Below are 17,634 nucleotides of genomic sequence, written 5' to 3' on the forward strand. Positions count from 1 at the left end.
AAAATAAAGCAGAAATACCAATGGAAAGTTGGTATTTCTGCTTTTTAATTATGAAAAATATTAAACGATAAACCCTAGAAAGATTGAGATAATAAAAAATAATGTACTTAATACGACAAAAGGTAATACCCAGTTATGTATTGTTCTTTCTTTTAAATGTAGTTCTTTCATATTTGGATTCATGATTTCATCGTCTTTCAAATAATCTTGTGACGCTTTAGACTTCATATGAAAATTAAACTTCCGAACTGCTTGTCTAGAAACTTCTCCAACGCCATCTTGTTTCATCGCAACAATCCAACTAGCTGCAAAAGCAATTGTCATGATGTAAAAGTATATATTAGCTGCTTGATCTAGGTCTTTTAAAAAGATAAGACAAAGGACAGCGAATAGGCCAATATAGCCTATAGTAAAAATACCCCAAAATTTCATTATTACCTACCTCTTATCATTAGATTTAAGTGTATTATAACAGATTAGAAAAAAATATTTATGTTTTGTGGAACTTAATAAAAAAATAAGTGTAATTTTACTTATGTATAATTATTGTATGTGACTACATAGTAAATGACTGAAAATTAGAAAAAATAGGTAATTAGTAAACATTTGTTGTATATTTATGCTAATAAAGTGTATATCGATATCGCGTTGTCGCTTTATCGTAATAAAATAATCTACTATTTTGAACACTTTCATATTCAAAATTCTGAATATTCGTGTTGATTTACATTGTATAAATTCTGTATAATGTATATAAATATTTCTGAATATTAAAAGAAATATGAATTCGATAAGGGGATTGGAGGCAAAACAATGGTTAGATATACTTTGAAACGTATTATTTATATGTTCATATCATTGTTTTTAATTATGACGATAACATTTTTCTTAATGAAATTGTTACCGGGTTCACCGTACAACGATGAGAAATTATCAGAAGAGCAGAAGGTTATTATAAATGAAAAGTATGGTCTGAATGATCCTGTACCAGTACAATACGCGAACTATTTAAAAAATGTCGCGAAAGGTGATTTTGGTATTTCATTCCAATACGATAACAGAGAGGTTTGGAGTTTAATTAAACCTAGACTTGGACCATCTGTAGAAATGGGTACATATGCGATGATTTTAGGAACTATTACTGGTTTATTATTAGGTATAGTTGCTGCAATCAGGCAAAACACAATAGTAGACTATGGGGCTACCTTCCTATCGGTGATATTTATTTCAGTTCCATCATTCGTTCTAGCTGTACTACTACAATATGTATTTGCTGTTGAATGGCAAATCTTCCCTGTAGCAGGTTGGAGTGGATTTATGACTGCTGTATTACCATCAATTGCGTTAGCAGCAGGTGTAACAGCAACAATTGCTCGTTATATTCGTTCTGAAATGATTGAGGTCCTAAGTTCTGATTACATAGAATTAGCAAGAGCTAAGGGGATGTCAAGTGCACGTGTTATCTTTGGACATGCAGTACGTAATGGATTAATTCCAATCATTACGATTATCGTTCCAATGTTAGCAGGTATCTTAACAGGTACTTTGACAATTGAAAATATATTCGGCGTTCCTGGTCTAGGTGACCAATTCGTTCGATCAATTCAAACAAATGACTATCCAGTCATTATGGCTTTAACATTACTATTCAGTTTCTTATTTATTATTTCAATCTTTTTAGTTGATGTACTTTACGGATTAGTAGATCCAAGAATCCGTGTTGAAGGAGGTAAAAAATAATGGCTAATAATGATGATAACAAGTTAAATAATAGCGGTTATGATAACGCCTCTGTTACACACTCAGCACAAGGTATGCCAGCAGAAAGCTTCGTATTACATGGTAGAGATAAAGTCGTAGAAGAAAAATTCGAAAGAAAAAGTCGTACATTCTGGCAAGATGCTTGGAAACAACTTGTAGGGAATAGACTAGCGATTGTTGGTTTAATATTCCTTATCTTACTGACAGTTATTTCTTTAGTAGGACCATTAATGAATGATCATAAATTTAGTGATCAAAACGTTTCACATGCGAACTTACCACCGAAAATTCCAGTATTAGATAAAGTTCCGTTCTTACCATTTGATGGTACAGATAGAGATGGTTTTGACTTATATGAAAGTCAAAACGTTCAAGAAAATTACTGGTTCGGTACAGATGAACTTGGACGTGACTTATGGACACGTACTTGGAGAGGTACACAAGTATCCTTATTCATCGGTCTTGTAGCAGCAGCTCTAGATATCTTTATCGGTGTCATTTACGGTGCTGTATCAGGTTACTTCGGAGGAAGAATAGATGATATTTTACAACGTATCGTAGAAATACTTTCTTCTATTCCAAACTTAATCGTCGTAATTTTATTCGTATTACTATTTGATCCATCAATATGGACAATTATTTTAGCCATGTCTGTAACAGGTTGGCTCGGTATGAGTCGTATTGTACGTGGACAATTCTTGAAAATTAAAGAACAAGAATTCGTAATGGCATCTAGAACATTAGGGGTTTCTAACTTTAAATTAATCTTTAAACATATTTTACCGAATACACTTGGCCCAATTATTGTAACGTCTATGTTTACAGTTCCAAGTGCAATTTTCTTCGAAGCATTCTTAAGCTTCATTGGATTAGGTATTCCAGCACCACAAGCATCACTAGGTTCATTAGTTGATACAGGTAGAAAAATGTTGCTGATTTACCCACATGAATTATTCGTACCAGCAACAGTATTAAGTTTATTAATCTTATTCTTCTACTTATTCAGTGATGGTTTAAGAGATGCGTTTGACCCTAAAATGCGTAAATAAGGAGGAAATTAATTATGGCTAAGAGAATATTAGAAGTAAATAACTTACATGTTTCCTTCGACATTGACGCGGGGGAAGTACAAGCAGTAAGAGGTGTAGACTTTTATTTAGATAAAGGGGAAACACTTGCAATAGTTGGTGAATCAGGTTCAGGTAAATCTGTTACGACTAAAGCATTAACACGTTTATTGCCTAGAAAAGTAGGTAGAATTAAAGACGGTTCTATCTTATTTGACGGGAAAGATATTGCAAAATTAAGCGAAAAAGAAATGCAGAAAATTCGTGGTAAAGAGATCGGTATGATATTCCAAGATCCTATGACTTCACTCAATCCAACAATGAAAATTGGTAAGCAAGTCATGGAACCACTTATTAAGCATCAAAAATTATCTAAACAAGATGCGAAAAAACGCGCATTAGATATTTTAAATTTAGTAGGTTTACCGAAAGCAAAAGAAAGGTTTAATAACTATCCTCACCAATTCTCAGGTGGTCAAAGACAAAGGATTGTTATTGCGACAGCATTAGCTTGTGACCCTAAAATCTTAATTGCGGATGAACCTACAACAGCATTAGACGTAACGATTCAAGCACAAATATTAGAATTAATGAAAGAATTACAACATAAAATAGATACTTCTATTATCTTTATTACACATGACTTAGGTGTAGTAGCAAACGTGGCAGATAGAGTAGCAGTTATGTATGGTGGACAAATAGTAGAAACAGGTTCTGTTGATGAAATTTTCTATAATCCTAAACATCCATACACATGGGGCTTACTATCATCAATGCCAAGTTTAGAAACATCTCATGAAACAGAGCTTTTGGCTATACCTGGTACACCACCAGATTTAATCAAGCCACCTGTTGGAGATGCTTTTGCTAGACGTAGTGAATATGCCTTAGATATTGACTTTAAGGAAGAGCCACCTTGGTTCCAAATTTCACCTACACACTTTGTGAAGTCATGGTTGTTAGATGAAAGAGCACCTAAAGTAGAATTACCAGAAGCTGTTAAATTAAAACAAAAAGCAACACCAGATCAATTTGACAAGCCAAAACGTGTAGAAAGGGTGACGTTCTAATGGCTGATAAAAAAGAAGTACTGATTGATGTTCAAAATTTAAAGCAATATTTCAACGTAGGTAAGAAAAATGAGGTAAGAGCGGTAGATGATATCTCATTTCAAATATTTAAAGGTGAAACATTAGGTTTAGTTGGTGAGTCTGGTTGTGGTAAATCCACAACGGGACGCACACTTATTAAACTATATGATGCAACTGACGGGAAAGTCATCTTTGATAACGTTGATATACAAAATATCAAAAAGCGTAAAGACTTATTACGATTTAATCGTCGTATGCAAATGATTTTCCAAGATCCATATGCATCGTTAAACCCACGTCTTAAAGTTATGGATATAATTGCTGAAGGTTTAGATGTTCACAAACTCGTTTCAAGTAAAGAAGAAAGAAAAAAACGTGTTTATGAATTACTTGAAACAGTTGGTTTAAATAAAGAGCATGCTAATAGATATCCACATGAGTTCTCTGGTGGACAAAGACAAAGGTTAGGAATTGCGCGTGCATTAGCTGTTGAACCAGAATTCATTATTGCAGATGAACCTATCTCTGCACTTGACGTTTCGATTCAAGCACAAGTTGTTAACTTAATGCAAAAGCTACAAGATGAAAAAGGCATTACGTTCTTATTCATCGCGCATGATTTATCAATGGTTAAATATATTTCAGATAGAATCGGTGTAATGTACTTTGGTAAATTGGTTGAACTTGGACCATCTGACCAAATTTATAAGCATCCTCAACATGAATATACTAAATCATTGTTATCAGCGATTCCATTACCAGATCCTGATTCTGAACGAACAAGAACAAGATCTTCATATAATCCAGATATACATAAATATGAAGACGACGACAAACTAGAATTAAGAGAAGTAGGTCCGAATCACTTTGTATATTGTTCTGAAAAAGAATTTGCTGAGAAGAAAGCCAACTATAATAAAGACTTTGATTTAACAGAAGCATAAATTATAGTTTTTTAATTTAGGTTAATCGCATTTTAACAATTGTTTGAAAATTGTGTGAATTTTTGTTGTTATTCATGCATTTTTAAAATATAATTATAATAACTCTTCTGATTACACAGGAGAAAGAAAACAAGGGGGAAAAGCTATATGAGGAAGAAGATTTCGGTTTTATTGTCAATACTCGTTGCAGCTGTTTTAACGTTAGCAGCATGTAGTGGTGGCGGTTCTAAAAGTGACGAAGGTGGTAAAGGCGGCGTTAAGAGCGAAAAATCTGAAAACGTCTTAAACTTATCTTCATCATCAGATATTCCAACTATGGATTCATCTTTAGCAACAGACCAAGTATCATTCTTTACGTTTAACCAAACTTTAGAAGGATTATATGTTTTAGATAAAGATGATAATCCTGCACCAGGTGTTGCAAAAGCAGATCCTGAAAAATCTGCAGACGGCAAAACTTGGACTATCAAATTAAGAGACAATGCAAAATGGTCAAATGGTGATCCAGTAACAGCGCATGACTTCGTTTATGCTTGGCAAAGAACTGTTGATCCAGACACAGCTGCAGAATATGCATACATGTTTGAAAACATCGAAAACGCTAAAGACATTACTGCAGGTAAGAAAAAACCTGAAGAATTAGGTGTTAAAGCAATCGATGATCATACTTTAGAAGTTAAATTAATTAAGGACGTTCCTTGGATGCAAAGTCTATTTGCTTTCGGTTCATTCATGCCTCAAAACGAAAAATTCGTTGAGAAGCAAGGTAAGAAATTCGGGACTACTGCTGATGCTACATTATCAAACGGTCCATTCATGATGAAAGAATGGAAAACTGAAGATAACTGGAAGCTTGTACCAAACAAAGAATATTGGGATAAAGACAAAGTTAAACTTAAAGAAGTTAACTATAAAGTTGTAAAAGAAGTACAAACAGCTATTAACATGTACCAAACTGGTAAATTAGATACTGTTGGATTAGATGCTTCAAACGTAACAAAATATAAAGATAGAGAAGACTTCTCTACTCAATTAAACTCTTCTAACTATTTCTTTAGAATTAACAAAACTAAGAATAAAGATTTAGCAAATGAAGATTTAAGAAAAGCATTCGCAAAATCTATTGATAAAGAACAATATGTTAAATCATTATTAAACAATGGTTCTGTTCCTTCAGATAAATTAATGGTTAAAGATTTCGTTAAAGATGAAGACGGTAAAGACTACATCGATGGCGTTAAATCTCCATTAAATTATGACAAAGAAGAAGCTAAGAAATTATTAGAAAAAGCTAAAAAAGCAACTGGTAAAGATAAATTCAACATCGAGTTATTAACATATGATGCTGATGAATCTAAAAAAGCAGCTGAGTTCGTTAAAGAACAAGTTGAGAAAAACTTACCAGGTGTAACATTAAAAATTAAACAACAACCTTTCAAACAAAAATTAGCATTAGAATCTAAAGGCGATTATGACATTTCATTTGCTGGTTGGGGTCCTGACTATCCAGACTCAACTACATTCTTAGATTTATTTAAGAAAAATAGTCCACATAACCAAACAGGATATTCAAATGATGAGTACGATAAAGCATTAGAAGAAGCTAACTCTGATGAAATGTTAAAAGATGAAAATAGTGAAAAACGTACTAAATTATTACAAGATGCTGAAACTAAATTCTTAGACTCAGCTTCAATTGGGCCACTTTACCAACAAGGTGTTGCACGTTTACGTCAACCTTACGTTAAAAACTGGCAACCACATAAATTCGGTGGTGACTACTCACTTAAAGAAGTAGAAATCGCTGGAGCTAAATAAAAGTGAATGAAAGCAATCAATGGAAACATTGATTGCTTTTCTTTATATATTCATGATGTTTGACAAAACAATGAGGAGGCGCATTAAAAATGAAAAAGTATAAAGTCATATTTATGATAGTTGTCTCATTGATGCTTATTATGTCAGCGTGTAGTAATGATAAAGATGAAAAAGGCAGTAATATTAAACAATCCAAATCTAAAAATGAGCTTAATTTAGCATCAGGGGATGATATACCAACTATGGATCCGTCATTAGCAGCTGACCAAGTATCATTTACAACTTTTGCACAAACGTTAGAAGGCTTATATGTATTAGACAAGAATGACAAACCTATACCAGGTGTTGCAAAAGATGAACCTAAAAAGTCTAGTGATGGGAAAACATGGACAATTGAATTAAGAGATAACGCAAAATGGTCTAACGGGGACCCAGTAACTGCACATGATTTTGTATATGCATGGCAAAGATCAGTGGATCCAGATACAGCTGCAGAATTTGCATATATGTTTGAAAATATAGAGAATGCAAAAGACATTACGCAAGGTGATAAAAAGCCAGAAGAATTAGGTGTTAAAGCGATTGATGATCACACGCTTCAAATTAAACTCATTAAAGATGTGCCTTGGATGGAAAGTTTATTAGCATTCGGTTCATACATGCCTCAAAATGAAAAGTTTGTTAAAAAGCAAGGTGACAAATTTGGAACAACAGCTAAGACCACATTATCTAATGGACCATATAAATTAACAGAGTGGAAACCAGAAGATAAATGGAAGCTTGAAAAGAACGATGAATATTGGGATAAAGATAAAGTCAAAGTTCAAGACGTGAACGTTAAAGTTGTTAAAAATACGCAAACAGCCATTAATATGTATCAAACAGGTAAGTTAGACATGGTTGGTTTAGATGCGCAAAACATAAAAAAATATAAAGACAGAGAAGATTTTTCTACTGAAGCAACATCAGGAAGTTACTTCTTCAGAATTAATAAAGAGAAAAATGAGAACTTAAAAAATGAAGATTTAAGAAAAGCAATTGCGAAATCAATCGATAAGAAATCATATGTGAATTCGTTGTTGAATAATGGATCTAAACCATTAGATACATTAATGATTAAAGACTTTGTGAAAGATAGCGATGATAAAGATTATACAGAAGGTGTGAAATCGTCACTGAGCTATAATAAAAAAGAAGCAAAAGAACATCTAGAACAAGCGAAAAAAGACTTAGGTAAAGATAAATTTACAATTGAATTGCTAACGTATGATGAAGATGAATCTAAAAAAGCAGGAGAATTTGTTAAAGAACAAGTAGAGAAAAATTTACCTGGTGTAACATTAAAAATTAAACAACAACCATTTAAACAAAAACTCGCACTTGAGTCTAAAAAAGACTTTGATATTTCATTTGCAGGTTGGTTCCCAGATTATCCAGATCCAACAACATTCTTAGATTTATTTACATCAGATTCTCCGCATAACCAAACAGGATATGCTAACAAAGCGTATGATAAAGCGTTAGAAGAAGCCAATTCAGATGAAATGTTGAAACCAGAAAATAGCGATAAACGTATTAAAGCATTACAAGATGCAGAATCAGAATTTTTAGATTCAGCATCCATATCTCCATTATTCCAAACAGGGTCTGCACGATTGAGACAACCATATATTAAAAATTGGCAAAACCATAAATACGGTGGAGATTACACATTAAAAGGCGTCGAAATAGAAGGCGCTAAATAAATTAATTTAAAAGGGATATAAAAACCATTTGTGTATGAATTTTATATCCCTATTTATTTTGTAAATTTTTAACACTTTATTGATACTGAAATAGACTTTATATATAATTAAACTAAATAAAGTCAGAAAATTCACGCTTTTAAAAGCTAATTGGAGGGAACTATGAATCCACTTAATTCTTTTCTTGTATTTAATTTAAAATCGATATTGAAAGATAGGATTACTTTAGTTTGGACGCTAATTTTTCCGATTCTAATGATTATCATTAATTTTTCAGTTTATCAAAATAGTGTCAAGACTATTGAAGATAAGGAAATATTATTAGTTCAATTTTGGTCATTTATGACAATCCTGATATTACTTAATGGCATTGCAGTTGAAATTGCAAATATTAGAGAAGTTGGCGCACTGAAAAGTTATGTTATGTTGGCAGGGTCCAAGTATCCATTTATATTGGCAATATTAGTATCTCAAATCTTAATTTTATCTATAAGCATAAGTGTTATATCCATTCTATTTATGGCTTTATTTAAACTCTTTAGTTTGAAAATTTTATTATATGCCTTTATTTATATACTTTTAATCATTCCTATATCATTTATATTCTTAGTAGTAACGTCATTGCCTTTTAAAGCAAGTTCTATCGCTACTATTTCAACGATACTTTCAATTGCATTATTTTACATTGTCAATATGCAACTCTTTGGATTGGAATGGATTAATCCGTTACATTTCCTTTATAAATTAGGGGAATTGATTGTTCTTGGTTTTAATCATTTTAGCATGATGATTCCTATAATCTACGTACTTTATGTCGTAATTGGTTTATATGCACTTATAAAATTAGATATTAATTCTAAAATTATTAGATAAGGATGAGTTACATGTACTATGTAAAAAATTTAAAATATACATACAAAAATAGTGATAAAGCTGTACTTTCAAATATTTCGTTTGATCTAAAACGAGACAGATTAAATGTATTAATAGGTATGAATGGAGCTGGTAAAACAACTTTATTCGATTGTATAACGAATCATTTAAAAGCAGAATACGATGAAATCAATATGCCGAAATTGAATGATATTTCATTTCTAACACAATATAATTATTACGCACCAAATAATACTGGAGAAGACCTTATAAAGTTATTTTTAGGCATTATTCCTAAGGATGAGAAAAAGAAGTTCAAAGATCATTTTTATAAAGGTTTATCCAACATCGAAAAAGAGAAATATGATCATTTATTAAAAATGAAAATAGGGAAGATGTCATTTGGAGAAACTAAATGGCTGTTAACAGTGATTTTTTCAAACTTGGATAGAAAGCTGTTCTTATTTGACGAACCGACGAGTGGTGTTGATCCAGTATCTAGGAAAATGATAATGGAAAAATTACAGTCATTAATACATAAAGGTAAAATTTGTCTATTAGCCACTCATCAATTACAAGATTTAGCTCATTTAAATCCACATATCATATTTATAGATCATGGAGAAATCGTATATGAAGGAAACTATGATAAGTGGTTAGAATTAAATCATACTCAAAATCCAGATGTGGCTTTTGAAAATACTATAGGTATAAATAAATACTAGTTTTCCTCTTAATTTTAATTTGTAAAATATTATTGCTGTCAACTTGATAACTTATGTTGCGACATAAACAAATTAACATTATAATTGAAGAAAGTTCAGAAATGACTGAATTTTCAAAAATTGAATAAGGGGAAATGTTTATGAAAAACAAACATGCAAGGTGGAGTTTTTTAGTTTTTCTGTCGATAATTTTACTTTTATCGGCATGTAGTGGTGGAAACGGAAAGGATAAAAGTGGCGGTTCTGCAGGGGATGGCAAAAAGTTACGATTAATTTCTATTTCGGATATTCCATCAATGGATTCATCTTTAGCAACTGATGCTGTGTCTTTTGATGCATTAAATAATACGATGGAAGGGTTGTATAAGTTAGATAAAAATGACAAAGCAATTCCGGGTATTGCAAAGGGTGATCCTAAAAAGTCTAAAGACGGTTTGACTTGGACGATTGAATTAAGAGATGCAAAGTGGTCGAATGGAGATGAAGTTACTGCACATGATTTCGTATATGCTTGGCGTAAATTAGTTGATCCAAAGACTGCTTCTGAGTATGCATTTATTATGTTTGATATTGAAAATGCCGAAGATATTAACAAAGGTGACAAAAAGCCTGAAGAATTAGGTGTTAAAGCGATTGATGATAAGACATTAGAAATTAAACTTAATCGTGAATTACCTTATTACCAAGAATTATTGTCATTCGGTTCATTTTTACCGCAAAATGAAAAATTCGTAAAAGAAAAAGGCGATAAATACGGTACAACTGCAGAAGATACACTATACAATGGACCATTTACGTTATCTGACTGGAAGACGGAAGATAATTATACTTTAACTAAGAACAAAGAATATTGGGATAAAGGTAATGTGAAACTAGATAGTGTGAATTTTAAAGTTGTTAAAGAGCCTCAAACAGCTCTAAATATGTATAATGCAGGGGATGTAGATGAAGCGCTTATCCCAGCAGAAAATGTTAAGAAATATGAAAAAGATAAAGCTTATAACACAGAACTTGAATCAAGAGTTTACTTTATGAGAATGAATCAAAAAGATGTACCTGAATTCAAAAATAAAGATTTAAGAATGGCAATCGCGCAATCAATTGATAGAGAACAATATGTTAAGAGTAATTTAAACAATGGTTCTAAAGCAGCAAACTCATTAGTACCTACAGAATTTGTAAAGGATACTAAAGGAGAAGACTATACTAAAGGTGTTAAAACAGATAATAAATTCAATAAAGCAGAAGCTAAGAAACATTTAGAAGCTGCTAAGAAAGAACTTGGTAAAGATGAATTTACTTTTGAATTATTAACATATGACCAAGATAACGCTAAAAAAGATGCTGAATACTTTAAAGAGCAAATTGAGCAAAACTTACCAGGCGTGACAATTAAAGTTAAACAACAGCCTTACAAGCAAAAATTAAAACTAGAAGCGAACATGGATTATCAAATTTCATTCGGTAGATGGGGTCCTGATTACCCAGATGCTATGACATTCTTAGAATTATTTACAAGCGATAATGTGATGAATGAAACAGGTTGGAAAAACAAAGAATATGATAGCAAAATTAACGATGCGGGAGATAAATTGTTAGATAAAGAACAAGAACGTGTTGAAGCTATGCAAGATGCTGAATCATTATTGTTAGATGAAGCGGTTATTGTGCCTATTTATCAACAAGGTAATGCAAGATTAACGCAAAGTTATGTGAAAGATATTGAAAGACATAAATTTGGTGGAGATACAGATTTAAAACATGCTTATGTTCAAAAGTAACAAATCGGTAGTTTAACTAAATATAAACTTAGGGGATGAGTTACATGTCGAAAATATTTAAAGTTTTAACAATGATGTTGGCAGCTGTACTCGTATTGAGTGCATGTTCATCGGGTGGCGGAAGTAAAGGCAAGAGTGACGAAACATTAGATTTACAAATCAATGGTGATATACCCACGATGGATTCAGCTATGGCAACAGATGGTTTATCATTTGATATGTTCTTCCAAACAATGGAAGGTCTCTACACATTAGATAAAGATGATAAAGCAATACCAGCAGTAGCAAAAGGTGATCCGAAAATTACGAACGATGGTAAGAAGTGGACGATTAAATTAAGAGATGATGCAAAATGGTCAAATGGCGATCCAGTAACGGCACATGATTTTGTCTTTGCTTGGAGAAAAGTTGTAGACCCAGATACTGCATCTGAATATGCATATATCTTATACGATATTAAAAATGCAGAAGAAATTAATTCAGGTGACAAAAAGCCTGAAGAACTTGGTGTTAAAGCCGTAGATGATCATACATTAGAATTTGAACTAACGAAATCATTACCATACTATAAAGAATTATTGTCATTCGGTACATTTATGCCACAAAATGAAAAATTCGTTAAAAAACAAGGTGACAAGTATGGTACAACAGTCAAAACAACTTTATATAATGGACCATTCAAAATGACTGAATGGAAAACAGATGATAAAGTAACGCTAGAAAAAAATGATGATTACTGGGATAAAGATAAAGTTAAATTAAACAAAGTAAACTACAAAGTCGTTAAAGAAGCTTCAACAGCTGTAAATTTATATGAAACGAATAAACTAGATATTGTAGATTTACCAGCAGAACAAGTTAAGAAATATAAAGATGATAAAGCATTTAATACAGAATTAGATACTGTAACGTATTACTTCAAATTAAATGAAGATACAGTACCTGAATTCAAGAATGAAGACTTTAGATTAGCATTTGCTAAAGCAATTGATAAAGAAGCATACGTAAAAAACAACTTGAATAACGGTTCTATTCCAACAGACAACTTTGTACCGAAAGATTTTGTTAAAGATAGTAAAGGTAAAGAATATCAAGATGGCGTGAAAAATACGAATCAATATAATGTTAAAGAAGCAAAAGAACATTATGAAAAAGCTAAAAAAGCATTAGGTAAAGATAAATTTACAATTGAGCTGATGACTTATGATAAAGACACAGCTAAACGAGATGCTGAATACTTTAAAGAACAATTAGAGAAAAATTTAGATGGTGTTACAATTAAAATTAAGCAACAACCATTTAAACAAAAACTTGATCTCGTATCAAAAGGTGAATATGAAATGTCACTAGAAAACTGGATTCCAGATTATCCAGATCCAATGACATTCTTAGAACTTTATGTAACAGACGGTTCTCATAATAATACTGGCTGGTCTAATAAAGAATATGACAGTATTATTAAAGCAGCAGACTCATCATTAGCAAGTGATCCTGATAAGCGACTTTCAGAATTACAAAGAGCTGAAGGTATGTTATTAAATGAAGCGGGTATTGTACCACTTTATCAAGTCGGTGTAGCACAACTTCAAAAACCTAACGTTAAAAATGTAGTGAACCACCAATACGGAGGCGTTTCTACATTAAAAGAAGCTTATATTGAAAAATAGACATTAAAGAAGCAGTAGAAATTCACTTAAATGTGAGTTTCTACTGCTTTTTATAGTTTGGAGATGAAATTGGTAGTTGGGCACGCACGAAGACTGAGAGATATCGTGCGCTAGGGTACAAAATAGGGGTGAAACGCACGAAGACTGAGAGATATCGTGCGTTAAGATACAAAATCAGGGTGAAACGCACGAAGACTGAGAGATATCGTGCGCTAAGGTACAAAATAGGGGTGAAACGCACGAAGACTGAGAGATATCGTGCGCTAAGGTACAAAATCAGGGTGAAACGCACGAAGACTGAGAAATATCGTGCGTTAGGGTACAAAATAGGGGTGAAACGCACGAAGACTGAGAGATATCGTGCGCTAAGGTACAAAATCAGGGTATAACGCACGAAGACTAGGAGATATCGTGCGCTAAGGTACAAAATCAGGGTGAAACGCACGAAGACTGAGAAATATCGTGCGTTATAATAATCAAACATAATCTAGCATAAAAAAGAGATGGTCAAGACCATCTCTTTTTATAATTATTTTCTTTTTCTTCCTAATCCTATAGCGTTTTCCATCTTTTTCAATGTTTTGTTGGCTACGAAACTTGCTTTATCTCTACCTTTATCAAGTATTTCATCTAATACTTCTTTGTTTTCATAATAATAATTGAATTTTTCTTGGAATTCTACAAGGAATTTCTTAACTTCTTCAGCTAAGTCTCCTTTGAAATCGCCATATCCTTTATCAGCATATTGTGCTTCTAATTCTTCAATTGATTGACCTGATAGGCTAGAGTATATAACGAGCAAGTTACTGATACCTGGCTTGTTTTCTTTATCATATTTAACAATGCCATCAGAATCTGTAACAGCACTTTTAATTTTCTTAGCTGCAACGTTTGGCTCATCTAATAATGAGATGAAGTTCTTTTGATTATCATCACTCTTACTCATTTTCTTAGATGGATCTTGTAAGCTCATAATTCTAGCACCAAACTTAGGCATGTGAATTTCTGGCTTAATTAAAACATCATTATATTTCGTATTAAAGCGATCAACAACATTACGTGTTAATTCAATATGTTGTTTTTGGTCATCGCCGACAGGTACGATATTTGTATTATAAAGTACAATATCTGCTGCCATTAATGGTGGATAAGTTAATAGACCTGCTGGAATACCTTGAGATTGTTTTTGTGCTTTATCTTTATATTGCGTCATTCTTTCAAGTTCACCAATTGAACTGATTGTTGTTAAAATCCAACCGGCTTGAATATGTGCTGGTACTTCTGATTGGATAAATAGCGTTACTTTTTCTGGGTCTAGTCCAGATGCTAAGTAAATCGCAGCTAATTTACGTGTATTTTCTCTTAATTTAAGTCTATCTTGAGGTACTGTAATTGCATGCTGATCTACAATGCAAAAAAAGCAGTCATAGTCGTGTTGAATCTCATTAAATTGTTTTAATGCACCAATGTAGTTACCTAAAGTAGGGATACCACTTGGTTGGATACCTGAAAATAAAGTTTCCATTAACCTTGCCTCTTTTCTACAAAATTTCTTTATATCATTATAACAGTATTTTATTCATTTGTAAGTTGTGTTATTCTTGTAATTAGATAAATATGTCGTCATAAACATATTCATCTATAATTTATGTGCTTTTTAATGAATTATTAGCAGTTTCTCATTTAATTTTAATCTTTGAGTTATATAATATATTTATAGCAATTAGATAAAGATTAAACCAAGTGAGCAATATATGTTTAACCTAGTAAGATATAGGGTATATATAATTAAGTGTATTTTATCTTATAAGTTCACTGACGTTTAACATAAATAATATTCAATTAGGAGAGTGAGATGTATGGTAACATTATTTACTTCACCAAGTTGCACATCTTGCCGTAAAGCGAAAGCATGGTTACAAGAACATGACATTCCGTATACGGAGCGTAATATTTTTTCAGAACACTTAACATTAGATGAAATTAAATCAATCTTAAAGATGACAGAAGATGGAACAGACGAAATTATTTCAACTCGTTCTAAAACATATCAAAAATTAAATGTAGATATCGATGCATTACCTCTACAAGAATTATATACAATTATACAAGACAACCCAGGTTTATTACGTCGACCTATTATTTTAGATGATAAACGTTTACAAGTTGGTTATAACGAAGATGAAATTCGTCGTTTCTTACCAAGAAAAGTGCGTACATTCCAATTAATGGAAGCACAACGTATGGTTGACTAATTTAGTCTAATATTAACATTATAGCTCCTGTTTACAGGGGCTATTTTTGTATATAAAATTAAATGTGAATAGTTCGAACAAATTACTGTTAAAATGTACTTGTTTATAATACAATGAATGTACTATTCCTAGAGTAAGGGAGTGTGACATTATGAGAATAGAACGAATTGATGAAACAACGGTAAAATTATTTATAACTTATCAAGATATCGAAGCAAGAGGTTTCAAACGTGAAGATTTATGGACAAATCGTAAACGTGGCGAAGAATTTTTCTGGTCTATGATGGATGAAATCAATGATGAGGAAGAATTTGTCGTTGAAGGACCATTGTGGATCCAAGTGCATGCATTTGAAAAGGGTGTTGAAGTAACCGTTTCTAAATCTAAAGGTGACGAACTGTTAAATATGACTGACGAAGAATCTAATGAACAATTAGAGTATCAAGTCAATGATTTCTTATCTCAAGCACTCGATTCTGATCAGAATATCGGAGATCTCTTGAATGAAGAGAAAGAAGCTGAAAAACATTTTGTCCCTAAAGACATAGGCTTACTTGTAAGATTCGAAGAGTTAGAAGATATTATTGAATATGCACATTATAATGAACATAAAGATATTGTATTTACAGACTTATTATACATGTTAGATAACAAATATTATTATTATGTACAATTTGATCAAATAGATAGTGAAGACATTATTAATGACTTCTACGGACAATTACTTGAATATGCTAATCCAACTCAAGTGTCTAAATTATATCTAGATGATTATGCAAAAGTTGTCATGAGTTATAATGTTATGGGTCAAGTGAGAAGATATTTTGAACCTAAAAATTAAATAAGTAATTTTAGCACCTCTTTACGTTTTATATAGTAAAGAGGTGTTTTTTTATGTTAATGGGACTTAATCAACATAATCAGTTAATATATGCACAACACGCTAAGGCAAATGAAATATATAAGTGCCCGGATTGTTTATCTGAACTTGTTATCAAGAAAGGGAAACATACTGTTGCGCACTTTGCTCATAAAGTAGATAGTTATTGTTTAAGAAATAGTTATAAGAAAGAATCTCTTGATCACATATCTTCTAAACATCATATTTATGCATGCTTAAATGGGAAAGTTAACATAGATATGGAATATTATATTTCAGAGATAGAACAAATACCTGACATACTGATTAATAACAATACCGTTGTCGAATTTCAATATTCACCTATTAGCTTTGATTTATTAATGGATAGAAGCGAAGGATTTCGAGTAATGGATATGAAAGTAATTTGGATAGGTAAAGAAATTAAATATCAGAATGGAATATTAACTCTCAGTTATTTCGAAGCAGCACTCATTAATCATAGAGAAAGAACACTTATAACTTATAATCCTGATGAGCGACTGTTAATAAGATATGAATGTTTACAATCAATTGATAAACATAGATTTATCGGTTATAGATGTGAAATTCAATGGGAGCATTTATTAGAAGATTACCCATTAAAGCAAATACCAAATTTAGCGTTAACGGATAGAGCTTATCAAGAATATTTAACTAAATGTAGGAAACAGAAGAATGTATTAGAACCGACGCTATCGTTATTATATAATGCACGCTTAATACATAAGAAGAGACAACCGATTATAGGCATAATAGTCCCTGAACAAATATATTTTTTAACACATTGTATAACATGGCAATCATACTTATTTTTAGAAATGAAAAATAAGACATTTACTTTTGAAAAATTTTATCAGTTCATAGAATTTAGATCATTTTATGATTGTCATTACTCTAAGAAAGAAATCCTTTTAAACGCCTTTTACTCATATATTTCAATTGTAAAACGAAAGGCTATTTCACGTGCAAATTCGACTAATTAATGAGAAAATTATAAATATGAAAT

The 17,634-nt window shown here is 31.8% G+C and carries 15 protein-coding genes; 13 read left to right on the forward strand and 2 right to left on the reverse strand.

Features of this window, described 5'->3' with window-relative positions:
- Positions 1-60: 60 nt before the first annotated feature.
- Complete coding sequence (locus tag LQ673_RS01355; protein WP_025905685.1) at positions 61-432, reverse strand: DUF3899 domain-containing protein; 372 nt, start codon at positions 430-432, stop codon at positions 61-63.
- A gap of 381 nt (positions 433-813) precedes the next feature.
- On the opposite strand from LQ673_RS01355, the gene opp3b reads away from it, so the two are divergent.
- The 10 genes from opp3b (at position 814) to LQ673_RS01405 (ending at position 13,472) form a co-directional block, all read left to right on the forward strand.
- Positions 814-1,740 carry an oligopeptide ABC transporter permease gene (gene opp3b, locus LQ673_RS01360; RefSeq protein ID WP_025905684.1) on the forward strand — a complete coding sequence of 309 codons (927 nt, stop codon included), beginning with the start codon at positions 814-816 and terminating at the stop codon, positions 1,738-1,740.
- Positions 1,740-2,810 (forward strand): oligopeptide ABC transporter permease, encoded by a 1,071-nt coding sequence (gene opp3C, locus LQ673_RS01365; RefSeq protein WP_191835741.1) that lies wholly within the window; start codon positions 1,740-1,742, stop codon positions 2,808-2,810. The genes opp3b and opp3C overlap by 1 nt, the downstream gene beginning before the upstream one ends.
- 14 nt (positions 2,811-2,824) lie before the next feature.
- Positions 2,825-3,898 carry an ABC transporter ATP-binding protein gene (locus tag LQ673_RS01370; RefSeq protein WP_037588873.1) on the forward strand — a complete coding sequence of 358 codons (1,074 nt, stop codon included), beginning with the start codon at positions 2,825-2,827 and terminating at the stop codon, positions 3,896-3,898.
- Entirely contained in the window at positions 3,898-4,863 is a 966-nt protein-coding gene (locus LQ673_RS01375; protein ID WP_191835742.1) for an ABC transporter ATP-binding protein, read from the forward strand. The genes LQ673_RS01370 and LQ673_RS01375 overlap by 1 nt, the downstream gene beginning before the upstream one ends.
- Positions 4,864-5,010: 147 nt before the next feature.
- Positions 5,011-6,681: a peptide ABC transporter substrate-binding protein gene (locus LQ673_RS01380; RefSeq protein ID WP_191835743.1), complete on the forward strand. Its 1,671-nt coding sequence runs from the start codon at positions 5,011-5,013 to the stop codon at positions 6,679-6,681.
- A gap of 89 nt (positions 6,682-6,770) precedes the next feature.
- On the forward strand, positions 6,771-8,426 hold the full coding sequence (locus tag LQ673_RS01385; protein ID WP_191835744.1) for a peptide ABC transporter substrate-binding protein: 1,656 nt from the start codon (positions 6,771-6,773) through the stop codon (positions 8,424-8,426).
- A 162-nt stretch (positions 8,427-8,588) separates the two neighbouring features.
- Positions 8,589-9,299 carry a hypothetical protein gene (locus tag LQ673_RS01390; RefSeq protein ID WP_191835745.1) on the forward strand — a complete coding sequence of 237 codons (711 nt, stop codon included), beginning with the start codon at positions 8,589-8,591 and terminating at the stop codon, positions 9,297-9,299.
- Between the two features lie 11 nt (positions 9,300-9,310).
- Positions 9,311-10,024 carry an ATP-binding cassette domain-containing protein gene (locus tag LQ673_RS01395; RefSeq protein ID WP_191835746.1) on the forward strand — a complete coding sequence of 238 codons (714 nt, stop codon included), beginning with the start codon at positions 9,311-9,313 and terminating at the stop codon, positions 10,022-10,024.
- A 140-nt stretch (positions 10,025-10,164) separates the two neighbouring features.
- The gene (locus LQ673_RS01400; protein WP_037588879.1) at positions 10,165-11,805 is read left to right on the forward strand and encodes a peptide ABC transporter substrate-binding protein; all 1,641 of its coding nucleotides are present in this window, start codon (positions 10,165-10,167) and stop codon (positions 11,803-11,805) included.
- Positions 11,806-11,849: 44 nt separating this feature from the next.
- Complete coding sequence (locus LQ673_RS01405; RefSeq protein WP_239744989.1) at positions 11,850-13,472, forward strand: peptide ABC transporter substrate-binding protein; 1,623 nt, start codon at positions 11,850-11,852, stop codon at positions 13,470-13,472.
- 529 nt (positions 13,473-14,001) lie between these two features.
- Here the strand turns inward: LQ673_RS01405 and trpS are convergent.
- Positions 14,002-14,997: a tryptophan--tRNA ligase gene (gene trpS, locus LQ673_RS01410; protein WP_037588881.1), complete on the reverse strand. Its 996-nt coding sequence runs from the start codon at positions 14,995-14,997 to the stop codon at positions 14,002-14,004.
- Between the two features lie 334 nt (positions 14,998-15,331).
- Here trpS and spxA point away from each other — a divergent pair, with 334 nt between their 5' ends.
- The 3 genes from spxA to LQ673_RS01425 all read left to right on the forward strand — a co-directional run bounded on the left by spxA (position 15,332) and on the right by LQ673_RS01425 (position 17,611).
- Positions 15,332-15,727, forward strand: coding sequence for a transcriptional regulator SpxA (gene spxA, locus LQ673_RS01415; protein WP_025905673.1), 396 nt, complete (start codon positions 15,332-15,334; stop codon positions 15,725-15,727).
- A gap of 151 nt (positions 15,728-15,878) precedes the next feature.
- Positions 15,879-16,568 (forward strand): adaptor protein MecA, encoded by a 690-nt coding sequence (gene mecA, locus LQ673_RS01420; protein ID WP_025905672.1) that lies wholly within the window; start codon positions 15,879-15,881, stop codon positions 16,566-16,568.
- Positions 16,569-16,621: 53 nt separating this feature from the next.
- Complete coding sequence (locus LQ673_RS01425; RefSeq protein WP_191835747.1) at positions 16,622-17,611, forward strand: competence protein CoiA; 990 nt, start codon at positions 16,622-16,624, stop codon at positions 17,609-17,611.
- The last annotated feature ends 23 nt before the right edge of the window (positions 17,612-17,634 follow it).

Source organism: Mammaliicoccus sp. O-M54, from assembly GCF_022386035.1.
Lineage (GTDB): Bacteria > Bacillota > Bacilli > Staphylococcales > Staphylococcaceae > Mammaliicoccus > Mammaliicoccus sciuri_A.

Excerpts from the sequence above, each read along its gene's own strand:
- LQ673_RS01355 (WP_025905685.1), bottom strand. The coding sequence starts at position 432 with ATGAAATTTTGGGGTATTTTTACTATAGGCTATATTGGCCTATTCGCT.
- opp3b (WP_025905684.1), top strand. The coding sequence starts at position 814 with ATGGTTAGATATACTTTGAAACGTATTATTTATATGTTCATATCATTG.
- opp3C (WP_191835741.1), top strand. The coding sequence starts at position 1,740 with ATGGCTAATAATGATGATAACAAGTTAAATAATAGCGGTTATGATAAC.
- LQ673_RS01370 (WP_037588873.1), top strand. The coding sequence starts at position 2,825 with ATGGCTAAGAGAATATTAGAAGTAAATAACTTACATGTTTCCTTCGAC.
- LQ673_RS01375 (WP_191835742.1), top strand. The coding sequence starts at position 3,898 with ATGGCTGATAAAAAAGAAGTACTGATTGATGTTCAAAATTTAAAGCAA.
- LQ673_RS01380 (WP_191835743.1), top strand. The coding sequence starts at position 5,011 with ATGAGGAAGAAGATTTCGGTTTTATTGTCAATACTCGTTGCAGCTGTT.
- LQ673_RS01385 (WP_191835744.1), top strand. The coding sequence starts at position 6,771 with ATGAAAAAGTATAAAGTCATATTTATGATAGTTGTCTCATTGATGCTT.
- LQ673_RS01390 (WP_191835745.1), top strand. The coding sequence starts at position 8,589 with ATGAATCCACTTAATTCTTTTCTTGTATTTAATTTAAAATCGATATTG.
- LQ673_RS01395 (WP_191835746.1), top strand. The coding sequence starts at position 9,311 with ATGTACTATGTAAAAAATTTAAAATATACATACAAAAATAGTGATAAA.
- LQ673_RS01400 (WP_037588879.1), top strand. The coding sequence starts at position 10,165 with ATGAAAAACAAACATGCAAGGTGGAGTTTTTTAGTTTTTCTGTCGATA.
- LQ673_RS01405 (WP_239744989.1), top strand. The coding sequence starts at position 11,850 with ATGTCGAAAATATTTAAAGTTTTAACAATGATGTTGGCAGCTGTACTC.
- trpS (WP_037588881.1), bottom strand. The coding sequence starts at position 14,997 with ATGGAAACTTTATTTTCAGGTATCCAACCAAGTGGTATCCCTACTTTA.
- spxA (WP_025905673.1), top strand. The coding sequence starts at position 15,332 with ATGGTAACATTATTTACTTCACCAAGTTGCACATCTTGCCGTAAAGCG.
- mecA (WP_025905672.1), top strand. The coding sequence starts at position 15,879 with ATGAGAATAGAACGAATTGATGAAACAACGGTAAAATTATTTATAACT.
- LQ673_RS01425 (WP_191835747.1), top strand. The coding sequence starts at position 16,622 with ATGTTAATGGGACTTAATCAACATAATCAGTTAATATATGCACAACAC.